Origin of the sequence: Paenibacillus shunpengii (assembly GCF_042684905.1) — a bacterium.
In the GTDB taxonomy this organism is placed as follows: domain Bacteria; phylum Bacillota; class Bacilli; order Paenibacillales; family Paenibacillaceae; genus Paenibacillus; species Paenibacillus shunpengii.
This window is the reverse complement of sequence record NZ_JBHUMJ010000003.1, coordinates 362,427-376,448: the sequence shown is the minus strand read 5'-3', so window position 1 is coordinate 376,448 and position 14,022 is coordinate 362,427. Positions and strand designations below refer to the sequence as shown.

General features: G+C 48.4%; 13 protein-coding genes. 2 read left to right on the top strand and 11 right to left on the bottom strand.

Annotation, left to right across the window (positions count from 1 at the left end):
- Positions 1–104: 104 nt before the first annotated feature.
- The 9 genes from ACFSVM_RS16020 to ACFSVM_RS15980 all read right to left on the bottom strand — a co-directional run bounded on the left by ACFSVM_RS16020 (position 105) and on the right by ACFSVM_RS15980 (position 10,702).
- Complete coding sequence (locus ACFSVM_RS16020) at positions 105–1,718, bottom strand: gamma-glutamyltransferase family protein (RefSeq protein ID WP_379263354.1); 1,614 nt, start codon at positions 1,716–1,718, stop codon at positions 105–107.
- A 27-nt stretch (positions 1,719–1,745) separates the two neighbouring features.
- On the bottom strand, positions 1,746–2,759 hold the full coding sequence (locus ACFSVM_RS16015; protein WP_379263352.1) for an ABC transporter ATP-binding protein: 1,014 nt from the start codon (positions 2,757–2,759) through the stop codon (positions 1,746–1,748).
- Between the two features lies 1 nt (position 2,760).
- Positions 2,761–3,729: an ABC transporter ATP-binding protein gene (locus tag ACFSVM_RS16010; RefSeq protein ID WP_379263350.1), complete on the bottom strand. Its 969-nt coding sequence runs from the start codon at positions 3,727–3,729 to the stop codon at positions 2,761–2,763.
- Between the two features lie 19 nt (positions 3,730–3,748).
- Entirely contained in the window at positions 3,749–4,579 is an 831-nt protein-coding gene (locus tag ACFSVM_RS16005) for an ABC transporter permease (RefSeq protein ID WP_076314680.1), read from the bottom strand.
- Positions 4,580–4,583: 4 nt separating this feature from the next.
- Entirely contained in the window at positions 4,584–5,534 is a 951-nt protein-coding gene (locus ACFSVM_RS16000; RefSeq protein WP_047911556.1) for an ABC transporter permease, read from the bottom strand.
- A gap of 176 nt (positions 5,535–5,710) precedes the next feature.
- The gene (locus ACFSVM_RS15995; protein ID WP_076314681.1) at positions 5,711–7,270 is read right to left on the bottom strand and encodes an ABC transporter substrate-binding protein; all 1,560 of its coding nucleotides are present in this window, start codon (positions 7,268–7,270) and stop codon (positions 5,711–5,713) included.
- Positions 7,271–7,382: 112 nt separating this feature from the next.
- Complete coding sequence (locus tag ACFSVM_RS15990; protein ID WP_256209789.1) at positions 7,383–7,862, bottom strand: Lrp/AsnC family transcriptional regulator; 480 nt, start codon at positions 7,860–7,862, stop codon at positions 7,383–7,385.
- A 426-nt stretch (positions 7,863–8,288) separates the two neighbouring features.
- Positions 8,289–9,440 (bottom strand): metallophosphoesterase, encoded by a 1,152-nt coding sequence (locus tag ACFSVM_RS15985; RefSeq protein WP_379263346.1) that lies wholly within the window; start codon positions 9,438–9,440, stop codon positions 8,289–8,291.
- Positions 9,441–9,499: 59 nt separating this feature from the next.
- Positions 9,500–10,702, bottom strand: a complete 1,203-nt coding sequence (locus ACFSVM_RS15980; RefSeq protein ID WP_379263344.1) for a chromate transporter — start codon at positions 10,700–10,702, stop codon at positions 9,500–9,502.
- 252 nt (positions 10,703–10,954) lie between these two features.
- On the opposite strand from ACFSVM_RS15980, the gene ACFSVM_RS15975 reads away from it, so the two are divergent.
- Both ACFSVM_RS15975 and ACFSVM_RS15970 read left to right on the top strand, forming a co-directional pair.
- The gene (locus ACFSVM_RS15975) at positions 10,955–11,587 is read left to right on the top strand and encodes an NAD(P)-dependent oxidoreductase (protein ID WP_076314684.1); all 633 of its coding nucleotides are present in this window, start codon (positions 10,955–10,957) and stop codon (positions 11,585–11,587) included.
- A gap of 180 nt (positions 11,588–11,767) precedes the next feature.
- A complete protein-coding gene (locus tag ACFSVM_RS15970; protein ID WP_379263341.1) occupies positions 11,768–12,196 on the top strand; it encodes an Rrf2 family transcriptional regulator in 429 nt (142 codons plus the stop codon).
- A gap of 55 nt (positions 12,197–12,251) precedes the next feature.
- Here the strand turns inward: ACFSVM_RS15970 and ACFSVM_RS15965 are convergent, their stop codons facing one another.
- Both ACFSVM_RS15965 and ACFSVM_RS15960 read right to left on the bottom strand, forming a co-directional pair.
- On the bottom strand, positions 12,252–12,713 hold the full coding sequence (locus ACFSVM_RS15965; protein WP_076314686.1) for an Lrp/AsnC family transcriptional regulator: 462 nt from the start codon (positions 12,711–12,713) through the stop codon (positions 12,252–12,254).
- Positions 12,714–13,059: 346 nt separating this feature from the next.
- On the bottom strand, positions 13,060–13,959 hold the full coding sequence (locus ACFSVM_RS15960; RefSeq protein ID WP_274359350.1) for an SDR family oxidoreductase: 900 nt from the start codon (positions 13,957–13,959) through the stop codon (positions 13,060–13,062).
- Between the last annotated feature and the right edge of the window lie 63 nt (positions 13,960–14,022).

Below are 14,022 nucleotides of genomic sequence, written 5' to 3'. Positions count from 1 at the left end.
TATCCCACTTCCATCCTTTGCCCGCCAAAAAAACCTTAACCGAATGAAATACTCATTCAGTTAAGGTTCATATATGTTCATTATATATAATAGAAGAAAAAATATTACCAGGCTGCAATGGTACCATCTGTACGGTAATCCGTACCTCCTACCAGCACCCCATTCTCGTTGTCCCGTACAATAATCTGTCCGCGGCCAAAGCCGCCTGTACTGTTCGCCCGCCTTATGTCATGACCTTTTCTGGACAGGCTGAGTGCAATATGATCCGGGAAGTTCGGCTCGACTTCCACTGTCTTGCCTTCAATCCACTGCCAGCGAGGTGCATCCAGTGCAGACTGCGGGTTCAGATTAAAGTCAATCATGTTCATCACAACCTGCATATGACCCTGTGGCTGCATGAATCCACCCATAACACCAAATGGTCCGACCGGCTTGCCATCCTTGGTCAAGAAGCCCGGAATAATGGTATGGTAGGATTTCTTACCGCCTTCGAGCCGGTTGGCATGCGTCTCATCCAGCGAGAAGGAATGTCCGCGGTTTTGCAGCCCGATTCCTGTACCGGGAACGACCACTCCAGAACCGAAGCCCATGTAATTGCTCTGAATAAAGGAGATCATATTCCCTTCACCGTCGGCAGCTGCCAGATATACTGTGCCGCTTCTGGCCGGATTACCCGGTTCCGGCTGGATCGCCTCTTCGCCGATCAGTGCTCTTCTCTCTTCCGCGTACGCATCAGACAGAAGCTCTTCCACCGTCACCTTCATTTTGTCAGGCTGGGTAATGTAGTTCAGTCCATCCGTAAAGGCCAGCTTCATTGCCTCCATCTGTAGATGATGGGTATGCACCGTATCACGAGCGGCGAACTCATCCTTCTTCAGCATGTTCAGTGCAAGCAAAGCGACAAGCCCCTGACCGTTCGGCGGAATTTCCCATACGTCATAGCCTTTATAATTTACAGAGATCGGATCTACCCATTCCGGATAATAAGCTGCCAAGTCCTCTTTGCGCAGGAATCCGCCATGCTCGCGGGAGAAGGCATCGATCTGATCAGCAATTTCTCCGCGATAGAAGGACTCTGCTCCTGTCTCCGCAATAGCACGAAGGGTCTTCGCATGTCCCGGTGATTTCCAGATCTCTCCGATCTTCGGAGCTCTTCCTTCCGGTGCAAAGGTTTCGAACCATCCGGCAAATTCAGGACCGTCCAGCTTCTCCTTGAACTTGTTATAGGCCAGATTCCAGTAATAACCCAGCGTGGGTGTCAGCGGAAATCCATTCTCCGCATAGTCGATAGCAGGCTGAAGCACTTCCGCAAGTGGAAGCTTGCCGAAGCGGTCAGATAACGCCTTCCAAGCGGATGGCGCACCAGGGACGGTAACAGGAAGCCAGCCATATGTTGGCATCTTGTCATGTCCTTGCTCCTTCACGGACTCAATGGAAATACCTGCGGGTGAAGGTCCACTCGCATTCAAGCCGTGGAGCTCGCCTTTTGTCCAGACAATGGCAAATGCATCTCCGCCGATTCCATTCGAAGTCGGTTCAACGACGGTAAGACAGGCTGCTGTTGCTATAGCTGCATCAATCGCATTGCCTCCGCGCTTCAGAATGTCGAGCCCTGCCTGTGCGGCAAGTGGCTGTGAGGTAGCCACCATTCCGTTCTTTGCGTAGGTCGCATTGCGCTGGGATGTATATGGGTAAGATAATGGGTCGAACGTCTTCATGGATGATTTCCCCCTTGATAGATTGAACTAGTGCACAACACCTTGTGACTCCTTGGCCCGCAGACTCTCGAGTATTTGCTCTGCATAATGGCAGGACACCTGATGTCCGTCGCCAATATCTCTTAGCTGCGGCGCTGTCGTCTTACACTCTTCTGTCGCAAAGCGGCAGCGCGGATGGAACGTGCAGCCTGACGGTGGATTTGCCGGACTCGGCAAGTCGCCTGTCAGCAGGATGCGCTCTCTCTTCAGTCTTGGATTCGCCTGCGGCACCGCAGACAAGAGTGCCTGGGTATAAGGATGACTTGGATTCGCAAACAAACTCCGCTTATCCGCAATCTCTACAATCCGGCCGAGATACATCACGGCAACCCGATCGCACAAATGCTTAACGACAGACAGATCATGAGAGATAAACATCAATGTAAGGTCGAAATCCTGTTTCAAATTCTTGAGCAGATTCAATACCTGTGATTGAATTGAAACGTCCAGGGCAGATACCGGCTCATCGGCAATAATGAGTTTCGGATTCAGCACAAGTGCCCGGGCAATCCCGATCCGCTGGCGCTGCCCGCCGGAGAAGTCATGCGGATGACGATCCAGGTGCTCCTTTTTCAAGCCGACGATCTCGATGATCTTCTCCACCATCCCGTTCCGTTCCTTCGCTGTACCGATCTTGTGAACCGCTAGGGATTCAAGCAAAATCTTACGGATCGTCTTCCGCGGATTAAGCGAGGCGAATGGGTCCTGGAATACCATCTGGATATCGCGTCTTGTCTTACGCATCTCCTCTTTGCCCAGCTTCGCGAGGTCCTTGCCGCCGAAGATCACTTCCCCTTCTGTCGGCTCGTTCAATCTCATAATTGTTCTGCCCGTGGTTGATTTACCGCACCCGGATTCACCTACGATACCAAGGGTTTCACCGGGATAGACTTCCAGATCAATGCCATCGACGGCGCGGACATGTCCGACCACTTTATTGAAGGCTCCGGCATGAATCGGAAAATGCTGCTTCAGACCTTTCACACGTAGTATTGGTTCCATCTTACTCATCCCCTTCCGCGTACAGCCAGCAGCGGCATTTCTGTCCGTCCAGCTTAAACAGTGAAGGCTCCTGCTCCTGACAGATCGGCATCACCTTGCTGCATCTTGGAGCAAAACGGCAGCCCTTCGGCATCTCATGTGCCAGCGGAACCGAACCCGGAATCGTCTCCAGGAACTCCACCTCTTCTGACAGCTCAGGAATCGAGTTCATCAGCCCCACCGTATACGGATGCTTCGGATTCTCGAACAGCTCGAATTTCTCGGCTTCTTCCACGACCTGTCCCGCATACATCACGATAACCCGGTCGCACATCTCTGCTACGACACCGAGATCATGTGTAATCAGCATAATAGACGTATTCGTGTCTTCCTTCACTTTCTGCATAAGCTCCAAGATCTGTGCCTGAATCGTTACATCCAGCGCAGTGGTCGGCTCATCGGCGATAATCAGCTTCGGCTCACAAGACATGGCCATGGCGATCATCACCCGCTGCCGCATACCGCCGGAGAGCTGATGCGGATACTCTCCGTAAATTTCTCCCGCACGCGGCATGCCGACCGCCTTCAGCATTTCGATGGCCCGCTCCTTCGCTTCCTTCTTCGATACCTTCCGGTGCAGCAGGACGGCTTCCTCGATCTGATGACCGACGGTTTGAAGGGGATTCAGCGATGTCATCGGCTCCTGAAAAATCATCGCGATATCGTTACCCCGGATTTTCTGCATTTGTTTCTCCGAAATATCCAGAAGGTTGTTTCCTTTGAATAAGATTTGTCCCTCTGAGGCTCCATTCCCTGCCAGAAGCCGCATGATGGACAAGCTGGTCACGCTCTTGCCGCAGCCAGATTCACCCACGACGCCGAGCGTTTCTCCTTCTTTTATGGAGAAGTCCACGCCATCAACGACCGCGACTTGTCCATAATCAGTCTTAAACCGCGTTCTTAGCTGTTGTACATCTAATATAGTTGTCATGGTTTACGGACCCCCCTTTCTATTTCCTTGCGCGCGGATTCAGGAACTGCTGCAATCCATCACCAAGCAAGTTAAATCCAAGTACAACGACGAAGATCGCCAGACCCGGATACAATGTTGCGTAAGGCGCTACACTCATCAGGCTCTGTGCCTGATTCAGCATGCTTCCCCAAGACGGCGTCGGCGGCTGCACACCCAGTCCCAGATAAGACAGAGAAGCTTCAGCCAGGATTCCACTCGCCATCGTCAAGGTCGCCTGAATAATGATGGGACCCAGTGCATTCGGTAAAATATGACCGAAGATAATACGTCCGTCCTTCGCCCCCACGGATTTGGCTGCATGCACATACTCCATGTTACGGAGACTAAGCACCTGTCCTCTCGTAATCCGTACAAAGGTAGGCGCAAAGCCGATACCGATGGCCAGCATCGCATTACCGAAGCCGGCTCCAAGAACAGCCGAGAGCGCGAGTGCCAGAATGAGAAACGGAAAGGCTTGAAACGAATCGACAATCCGCATCACGACCCACTCATCCCAGAACCCCCGGTAATAACCGGTGAGCAGTCCAATCGGTACCCCGATGCAGACGGCAATGGCTACAGACATCAAGGCTGCTTTAATAGAAATCTGTGCTCCGTATACGACACGGGAGAAGATATCCCGGCCCAGATCATCCGTACCGAACAGATGCTCACTGCTTGGCTCTTGCAGAATCTTGTTATAATCCTGCATATTCGGATCATATGGAGCAATAGAGCTTGCAAATACAGCCGTTATAATAAGGACAAGAATAATGAGTGTTCCTAGGACACCAAGTCCGGATTTAAAGAACTTTTTGAACTTTTTCATCCGTCTATGCCCCCTTACCTGATTTGATACGAGGATCAATGACCGCATAGAGTAGATCCACGATGATGTTGATTACGACGACGAGAAGCGCCGATACGAGAATCGCGCCCTGTACCGTTACATAGTCACGTTTGAACACAGATTCTACGATCAGTCGGCCGAAGCCGGGGATCGAGAAGATGGACTCGGTGATGACTAGACCGCCGATGAGTCCAGCTATAAGAATACCGGAGCTTGTCACGACAGGGATCAAGGCATTTCTCAGCACGTGCTTGAATATCGTTGCCCATTCATTGAGACCTTTGGCCTTGGCCGTACGGACAAAATCCATATTAACGACCTCAACGAGTGAGGAACGAAGCATCCGCATCAGTTCAGCCGATTCTCTAAGTCCTGTTGCAATACAAGGAAGAATAAGTGCTAATAAATTGGCCTTCCAGTCTACGGAAAAAGGAACGTATCCCGATGAAGGAAGCCAGTTGTTTTCAACGGTAAAATAAATAATGAGCATCATGGCGAGCCAGAAACTCGGAATACTCATGCCGCCAAGCGCTCCAAATGAACTGAGATAGTCGATCCACGTGTTACGTTTAACTGCGGCAAGAATCCCCGCGGGTACTGCGATCAGCAGCGCAACGATAAAGCTTCCGATCGTCAGCTGTATCGTGGCAGGCAGCCGCTGTGCAATGAGTTCACTTACAGGTACATGGTCTGTAATCGATGTCCCCAAATCTCCCTGAAGCACATTGCCAAGCCATGTAAAATACTGCTGTACAATCGGCTTGTCGAGGCCAAGCTCGGCTCTCAAGCTCGCGAGTGCCTCCGGTGTAGCCTCTTGACCCAGAATGACTCGGGCTGGATCGCCCGGTATGAGATGGATCAAGGAGAACGTCATGATCGACACCAAGAACAGAATGGGGATCGCGAGTAAAATACGCTTTAATACAAACATCATGAGCTCTCTCTCCCAATTTTGTTTATTTGACAAAAATCCATTATCAATGACACAAGAAAGCGAAATTTGAATTCCGCTTTCTTGTTGTGTTAGAGTGTTATTTTGCAGACTGAGAAAGGGATTATAGGCTTTAGAGGTGAGATGCTAAACATCCTATATTCCTTTTCTCTCCACTGTTATTGAATATCCAGGTTCGCTGTACGAATGATGCCGTCAGGAATGTAGGTAAAGCCCTGTACTTTGTTTGATACACCGAATTTATCGTAGTTATGATAGATGTAGATATAGCTTCCGTTCTCATGAACGATATCCATCGCCTGCTGGTACAGCTCTGCACGCTTCGCTGTGTCCTGCTCCGCACGAGCGGCAATCAATACTTCATCAAGCTCAGGCTCAGAAATACGGCCTTGGTTGTTCGGCATGCCCGTTACCAGGAAGTCATACACGTTCTGATCCGGGTCGATCCGGCCAGACCAGCCCAGTTGCATCGCTTCGAAGTTACCGCTGTCGCCATTCTCCAGCATCGTACCGTACTCGACTTTCTCAAGCTCAACGTTGATCTTGTGTGCCTTCAGCATGTTCTGGATGACGGCACCAAACTGCTCATTCTCTGTCGTTGTAGAAATTTGCATTTTGAAGCTGAAGCCATCCGGCTTTCCGCCTTTTTCAAGCAGCTCTTGAACTTTGGCTGCATCTACTGCCGGAGACTTGTCCTGCTCTTCGTTGTAAGCAAGGCTGCCTGGTGCAAATGGTGTATGTGCCGGTGCACCGTATCCGTCGAACAATACTTTGACAATCGCTTCCCGATCAAGAGCCAGATCCACGGCCTGACGCAGGTATTTGTTCTGCAGATCGCCTACGGTGTTATTCAAATGAATCCCCTGGAAGCCCATGTTTGCTTGGGCAACGACCGTCAGGTTCGGGTCACTTTCTACGGTTGGAATTTCTTTTACCGGAATCTCATCAATAATATCGACAACGCCGGAGCGAAGGTTCTGTACCGCCGCACTCGTGTTCGTGAACACTTTGTAGTTCACTTCGTCGATCTTCACTTCATTCTTCCAATAGTTCTCATTCTTCTTCAAAGTCACGTGGTCACCGCTGACCTGCTCAACGAAGGCATATGGACCCGTTCCTACCGGATTCTTAACATAGTTATCGCCATGCTTCTCAACCGCTGCCGGAGATACCATCATGCCGGAACGATCAGATAATACCGACAAGAATGGAGCAAATGGCTCCTTAAGTGTAATCACGACTGTTAACTCATCTGTTGCTTCAACCGTATCAATGGGGTTCAACTCGCTGATCCGCTTCGAGCCTTCCTGCTTATAGCGTTCAAGGTTGAATTTAACCGCCTCTGCATTAAACTCACTTCCATCCTGGAAAGTGATACCGTCATGAAGCGTTAAAGTATACGTAAGACCATCTTCAGAAACCGTATATTCCGATACGAGCATCGGTACCACTTCGCCGTCCGCATTTACATCAAACAGCTTGTCATAAATACTGTTCTGTACTTGGCGGTCATATAGCGAAGAGGATGACATCGGGTCAAGACTTGGAGGATCCGCCTTCAGACCAATGTTAAGCACCTTTTGTCCTGTAGTAGAACTGCCGGCACCACCTGCATCTGTTGCTGTTTCTCCGCCACCGCCGCCGCCGCATGCAGTTAGCACAAGCAAGCTGCTTAGCACTGCGGATGATAAGAGTTTGTTCATTTTTTTCGTAAACATCTTCATGACCTCACTTTTCTATAGAATAAATTTATAACCAATCCCCTAATTAGGGACAGATCGGAATGAATAACGTGCATAAATATGCACTGAGGGTTAAAAAGATGAAGCTCTAGCGAACGAACTTCAACTTCGATTTGAGAACCTTGAGCTCCATGATGACATTAGTACGAGTAATGCCTTTGACTTTATTCAGCTTTTTCATTAAAAATTCGGAGAATTCATCGGTGTCCTTCGTGAACACTTGAAGCATCAGCTGATATTCACCGGTAATCAGAAGCATCAGCCTGACCTCAGGCATATCGTGAAGTGCTTCTGTGACTTCCTCCATCATTTGATCCTCTACAGCGATAAAGATCAGTGTTTCGGTTCGGATACCGGCTTTTACCGGATTGACGATCCCTACTAAGCTCAGGACACCTTCATCCTGCATCTGCTGGACCCGCAGCCGAACTGTCTTCTCTGTAACGTTTAACTCCTTGGCAATTTGGGTAAAGGGTATACGGGCATTCTCTTGCAGAAATCCAACAATACCGCGATCCAGATCATCAAGACCGGAGTACATTGCCCGCTGATGTTCTTCTTCAGTCACATTAGGTGCTCCTTTTTCGACTCGTTTTCTCACTACATTTCCTAATTACATATAGTTTTAGATATTTTTGAGTCTATTTACGATACTTTTTTAGTGATTAGGTACGAATTTAGTTTTTCTGATAGTAAAGCAGGATGGATTTAAAATCAAGCCTTTTTCCAACAAAAATCGACATTTTTAACATAGACTAAATTTATTTGATAAATAAAAATAATTTATCACTCCTATTATCTATAGAATTCTCTGATTTCCTCTCTCAAGCTCGTTTTATTAGTTTATTAGGTTAAAGTATTATCGCATTGCACCTTTTACATAACGATGTGATGTAGATGTTAATTTCTTCTTTTATTTGGAAAGCAGTAAAAAACACAGGCATCATGAATATCATGACACCTGCGTCTTAATGATAAGGTATAAGTAAATCCATTAACCTTCTAATTTCAGCTCAATCTGAATGATTTCGGAACGGCTGGCAATTCGAATGGGTGGTCCCCAGGAACCGAAGCCGGACGACACAATCACATGCATTTTATCCTTCAGCATATAACCCCAGTCCAGCTCAAACAATCGCTTGGTAATCCAATGGTTGGGTGCAAATTGTCCTCGGTGGGTGTGTCCGCACAGCAGCAGATCGGCCCCCGCTTCAGCAGCCTTCTCAAAAGCATACGGCTGATGATCCAGCAGAATAATCGGCTGTTCATGATTCAACGGCTCCAGCAGCTCGGCTACAGGGAGGCGTTTCTTCGGATCCGTCTTCTCCGCAGTAAGATCCTTTCTTCCGGCAATCTGAAGGGCTCCTCCCGCCGTCGTTACCGTCTCATCCTGCAGAACTCGAATGCCGAGCAGCCCCATTTCTTCTACATACTGATCAACGTGTCCGCCATAATACTCATGATTGCCGAGAACAGCATACACTCCATGCTTCGCCTTCAGCTTCTTCATTCCTTCTGACATCTTGTTCCTGAGGAATGGCTCGATTGAATCGTCCAGCACATCTCCGGCAAGCAGAATAAGATCCGGCTTCATTTCATTCATAATGGATATGAGTCTGCCGAGGTGACGATTTCCAACGATGTTGCCCAAATGGATATCCGAAGCAACGGCAATGCGGTACGTTCCAGGCTGACCTCCTGGTTTCTTTTTGTGAATAGAAATCTCATGCTGCCGTACAATAGGACTCCATGCGTTATAGGAACCTGCGACAAGGAACAGAACAAGCAGTCCCGCTACCAGCCAGCCGATAAACGGGATATATACTGCCGATTCTACCCCTGCCAAATGGCTGATCCAGCCGGCAATATCCGCAATGGGGAGCACGATGACGAAGAACTCCAGCAGCGCGAAATAAAATGAACCCAGTACTTTAATGAACCGCCCTGCATGTCCAAGCCATTTGATCCGACCAATTCCATAGCCAAGTGCAACAATGGTCATAATGAGACCCAGCCATAACGGAGATACTGCCTCAAAATACTGCGTAAGGAACAGATAAATGTTCCAGCCGATATACGTATTGATCCCTGCAAAAGCGACCACAAAGAGCAAAAGATTAATAACCATTCGTCCCGTAATCCTCATCCTGATCTCAAGGCTCCTTTATCCCATAATTCGATGTGTAACAATCTATTTTGATTGTATTATACCGATGGATACAAAGCCATTCCACTAAATAATCCGAGCAGCACGATGATCCATGGCGGCAGCTTCCACCAGACCAGCATGACAAACAGGACGAGCGCAAGTACGAAATCATATGGACCGCGGACAGCTGAGGTAAATACCGGATCATAAAAGGCGGAAAGCAATAGTCCGACAACGGCAGCATTCACGCCTTTCAGCGCACCTTGTATTCCATTTCTCCCTCTAAGCTGCTGCCAAAAAGGAATCGCTCCCATAATCAGCAAGGCACCTGGGAGAAATATGGCTACGGTGAATATTACCGCGCCGAGTGCGCCCTCCATAATGGTTCCCAGATAAGAAGCAAACGTAAAGAGCGGGCCTGGAACTGCCTGAGTAAGGCCATAACCTGCCAGGAAGAAGTCAGCATCAATCAATCCTGACGGAACCAGCTCTCTCTCCAGCATGGGAAGAACGACATGCCCTCCGCCGAATACGAGAGCACCCGCTCGGTAGAAGCTGTCAAAATAAGCGATCCAGGATGAGCCGGTCATTTCACTCAGTAGTGGCAATCCAAAGAGGAGTAGAAAGAATAGCACAAGACAGGAGATACCGATTCCTTTTCCAATCGGAACGTTCTCCACTGATGTGATGCTTTTCTCTTGTGCCCCCCGATACAAGTAGATGCCTGTAAGTCCTGCGGCAATAATGAGTAGAACCTGCGTGATAGCGGAAGGCCATATTACGACCAGGACAAAGGCAAGCACGGCAATAGTCATTCTACTCCGATCCGGTGCAAGGCTTTTTCCCATATTCCAGACGGCATGTGCCACAATCGCGACAGCAACAATTTTGAGTCCATGCATCCAGCCGATCTCGACGATGCCAGCCTGCTGCAATAAGGAAGCCGCAATAAACAAGGCAATGACAGAAGGCAGCGTAAAACCAAGCCAAGCTATAATCCCGCCGAGTACACCCGCCCTCATCATGCCTACACCCATTCCAACCTGGCTGCTGGCCGGACCCGGCAGGAAGTGGCTTAACGCAACCAGATCTGCGTAGGTACGTTCATCAATCCATTTTCTCCGCATGACATATTCATTGTGAAAGTAGCCGAGGTGCGCAACCGGACCTCCAAATGAAGTGAGTCCGAGCTTTAATGCGGTTGTAAAGACCTCCCATAGTCGTGCTCCCAAGCCCGATATATGAATCTCCTCCTTCATGATCTAATCCTACATTTAAAATCGTACCGCTTCGGGTAAGCTCTACTTAAATGATGAAGCTCTGAGCAAGCCGTAGACAGTATAGCAGTGAAGTATTCGGGCAATGTTAATTTGCAGTTATTGAAGTTGTTGACAATAACTTACACTTGTAACTATAATGATTACATGTTATTGTAACTGATATAGTTACAGGATTATATACAAATCATTACTAATCCCAAGAACAAACCCATTATAGGAGGAGAATGAAATATGAACATTGGAGTTATTGGAGCAAGCGGCAAGGCAGGAAGACTCATTGCAAAGGAAGCCGCAAGCCGTGGTCATAACGTCACCGCCATTGTCCGTGATGCAAGTAAAGTCTCTGAATTTCCTGTCATTGAGAAAGATGTGTTTCATATTACTGCTGAAGATGTACAAGGCCTGGACGTTATCGTTAACGCTTTTGGCGCAGCTCCAGGTCAAGAGCATCTTCATGTGGAAGCAGGGCAGGCTCTTATTCGCCTGCTAAGTAATACCCATATTCGTCTTATTGTAGTCGGAGGTGCAGGCAGCCTCTACGTAGATGAACAGAAAACAACGCAACTTGTCGATACACCCGATTTTCCGGATGCTTACAAGCCAACCGCTAGCAATCAAGCGAGAAACCTTGAGGACCTGAAAGCATCCGAAGGTGTAGACTGGACCTTTATCAGCCCTGCTGCATTCTTTGATCCAGAAGGTGCAAGAACCGGTTCTTATCAAATAGGACAAGACAACCTGATCCTAAACAGCCAGGGCAACAGCTATATCAGTTATGCGGATTATGCAGTAGCGCTCGTGGATGAGATTGAAGCGGCCAAGCATAAGCAGAAGCGTTTTACAGTCGTAGCTGAACAAAGCTAATGACTCTATATAATGAAGAATGGAGATGCCGTTCCTAAGGCTTCTCCATTTTTTTGTATAATGAACTGAATCCATATCGTCCTTTAAAATCCTAAGTTATGAAATGACTAGTACGGCTTGCTGTTATAATATACTCATGTATACTTCTTATATAAGATCGTACAAAGGAGTTATCCGTTTATGATTACCAGCCGATTCTCTGTAGGCATTCACATATTGACACTGCTGCACTACAATAAGGAAGGTGTAAATACATCCGAATTCATTGCTGCAAGCGTAGGAACGAATCCCGTCGTGATCCGCAGAATTATGGGGATGTTGAATAAAGCCGGACTTGTGGAGGTCAGACCCGGGGTCGCAGGTGCAAGGCTTAAAAAAGACATTTCCGATATTACGCTGCTAGATATCTATCATGCGGTTCACGCCGTCAACGAGAATGCCCTGTTCTCACTTCATGATTCCCCCAATCCCGCATGCGAGGTAGGGCGCAGCATTCAAGGGAGTATTGAGCCCATCTTTACTGCTGCACAAAGGGCTATGGAGGACCAGCTTGCACAGGTCAAGCTCCGTGATATCGTAAATGATGTAGCACAAAAAACAGTTCAATAAACGAAAGCATAAGCGAAAGGACAACCCAATTGATTGATTGGATTGTCCTTTTTGGTTAAGCCTCCGGCAGTAAAGGTGTATGCTGCTCAAGTGACGTATTCACTTTAACTTCTGAAAAAATAACATGCGTCAGCGTATTGGCATACGTCGATATCGCATCGATGAACTCCTCGATCTCATCCAGCTGGCTGACGGTAAGCAGCACCATATAGCATGACTTGCCTGCAATCCGGTAACAGGACAGCACCGTCGGATAACTCTCGATCAATGGCTTGAAGCGCTTATGGTCTCCGTGCTGCAGCGTCACTTCGATGAGGCAGTCCATCGTAAACCCAAGCTTCTTGCGATTGACCTGTATGGTATAGCCCTCAATGAGTCCCTGCTCCTCCATTCGTTTGACCCTCTCTGTTACCGAGGGTGCAGACAAATTAACCAGCCTTCCCAGCTCTCTCATAGACAGACGCGCATCCTTCTGAAGCTCGGTCAGGATAGACATGTCCACACGATCTATTTTCATTTGTAAATCAAACCTCTCCTAATTCATTCCATTCATAAAGCATTACTCTACATATACCTTAATATTGATATGCCAATAATGCAATCCACCCGATAAAATAGATATCAAGAAAGGTTGTGATCCCTATGATAGACAACGAGAAGCGTCAACAAAATTCTACGATAAATATGGATGGCGAGCCGGCTGACAGCACCCTTGGGATGGAAACGGAAACCAATACAACAGCTCCAGCTCCGTCAAAACCCGAAAAAAACTGGAGTTACTACTTCCATGAAATCCTGAAGGGTATAGCTATATTCAAGTAACAACGATTAAACTATATCGATTCGTCGTTTACACTCGAAGGCTAGGAGCCCACCATCGTCCCTCCATTTACATGCAAAACCTGGCCGGTAACATAGCTGGAATCGTCTGAGGCCAAATAGACGTAAGTGGGTGCCAGCTCAAAGGGCTGACCGGCACGCTTCATCGGCGTATCTGCTCCCAGCGTCTTGATGTACTCTGCCGGATAGCTCGCTGGCTGGAGCGGGGTCCATATCGGACCCGGGGCAACCGCATTGACGCGAATGCCACAGCCGACCAGCTGCTCGGACAAGGACCGTGTGAAGGATACCATCGCTCCCTTGGTAGAGGAATAATCAAGCAGGAGCGGATTGCCTGCATAGGCCGTAACCGAGGTTGTCGAGATGATGGAGCTCCCCGGCTTCAAATACTTCAGTGCTTCCTGTGTCAGAAAAAAGCTGGGGTAAATGTTCGTCCGGAACGTATCATCCAGCTGCTGTGCCGTAATCGATGTGATGCATTCCTGCGGGAATTGTACGGCTTGATTAATAACAAGAATATCCAGCCTGCCGAAGCAGTTCGCGGTTTCGTTCACGACTGCCCGGCAGTGTCCCTCATTTCTAAGATCGCCGGGAAGCAGAAGACAGCTCCCACCATAGGCCTCCACCATTCGTTTCGTATCTTCTGCATCTTGGTGTTCATCCAAATACGGGATCGAGACGCTGGCACCTTCCTTGGCAAAAGCAATCGCCACCGCTCTGCCGATTCCACTATCTCCTCCTGTAATGATCGCAACCTTCCCTTTAAGCTTGCCGCTTCCTACATACCCTGGATTGTCCGCAATCGGCAGCGGGTTCATCACATACTCAAACCCGGGCTGGCGGTCCTGCTGCTGGGGCGGGAATGTAATGGGAACTTCTTCGCACTTCACTTCCTTGCCGTAGTATGGATACATGGGAATCATATATTAGCCTCCTGTTCAGCCGTTTTCATCTCGGGTGCATTATATGTGCCCATCTGCCTATTG

Coding starts and splice junctions, on each gene's coding strand:
- ACFSVM_RS16020 (WP_379263354.1), bottom strand. CDS start 1,718: ATGAAGACGTTCGACCCATTATCTTACCCATATACATCCCAGCGCAAT.
- ACFSVM_RS16015 (WP_379263352.1), bottom strand. CDS start 2,759: ATGGAACCAATACTACGTGTGAAAGGTCTGAAGCAGCATTTTCCGATT.
- ACFSVM_RS16010 (WP_379263350.1), bottom strand. CDS start 3,729: ATGACAACTATATTAGATGTACAACAGCTAAGAACGCGGTTTAAGACT.
- ACFSVM_RS16005 (WP_076314680.1), bottom strand. CDS start 4,579: ATGAAAAAGTTCAAAAAGTTCTTTAAATCCGGACTTGGTGTCCTAGGA.
- ACFSVM_RS16000 (WP_047911556.1), bottom strand. CDS start 5,534: ATGATGTTTGTATTAAAGCGTATTTTACTCGCGATCCCCATTCTGTTC.
- ACFSVM_RS15995 (WP_076314681.1), bottom strand. CDS start 7,270: ATGTTTACGAAAAAAATGAACAAACTCTTATCATCCGCAGTGCTAAGC.
- ACFSVM_RS15985 (WP_379263346.1), bottom strand. CDS start 9,440: ATGAGGATTACGGGACGAATGGTTATTAATCTTTTGCTCTTTGTGGTC.
- ACFSVM_RS15980 (WP_379263344.1), bottom strand. CDS start 10,702: ATGAAGGAGGAGATTCATATATCGGGCTTGGGAGCACGACTATGGGAG.
- ACFSVM_RS15975 (WP_076314684.1), top strand. CDS start 10,955: ATGAACATTGGAGTTATTGGAGCAAGCGGCAAGGCAGGAAGACTCATT.
- ACFSVM_RS15970 (WP_379263341.1), top strand. CDS start 11,768: ATGATTACCAGCCGATTCTCTGTAGGCATTCACATATTGACACTGCTG.
- ACFSVM_RS15965 (WP_076314686.1), bottom strand. CDS start 12,713: ATGAAAATAGATCGTGTGGACATGTCTATCCTGACCGAGCTTCAGAAG.
- ACFSVM_RS15960 (WP_274359350.1), bottom strand. CDS start 13,959: ATGATTCCCATGTATCCATACTACGGCAAGGAAGTGAAGTGCGAAGAA.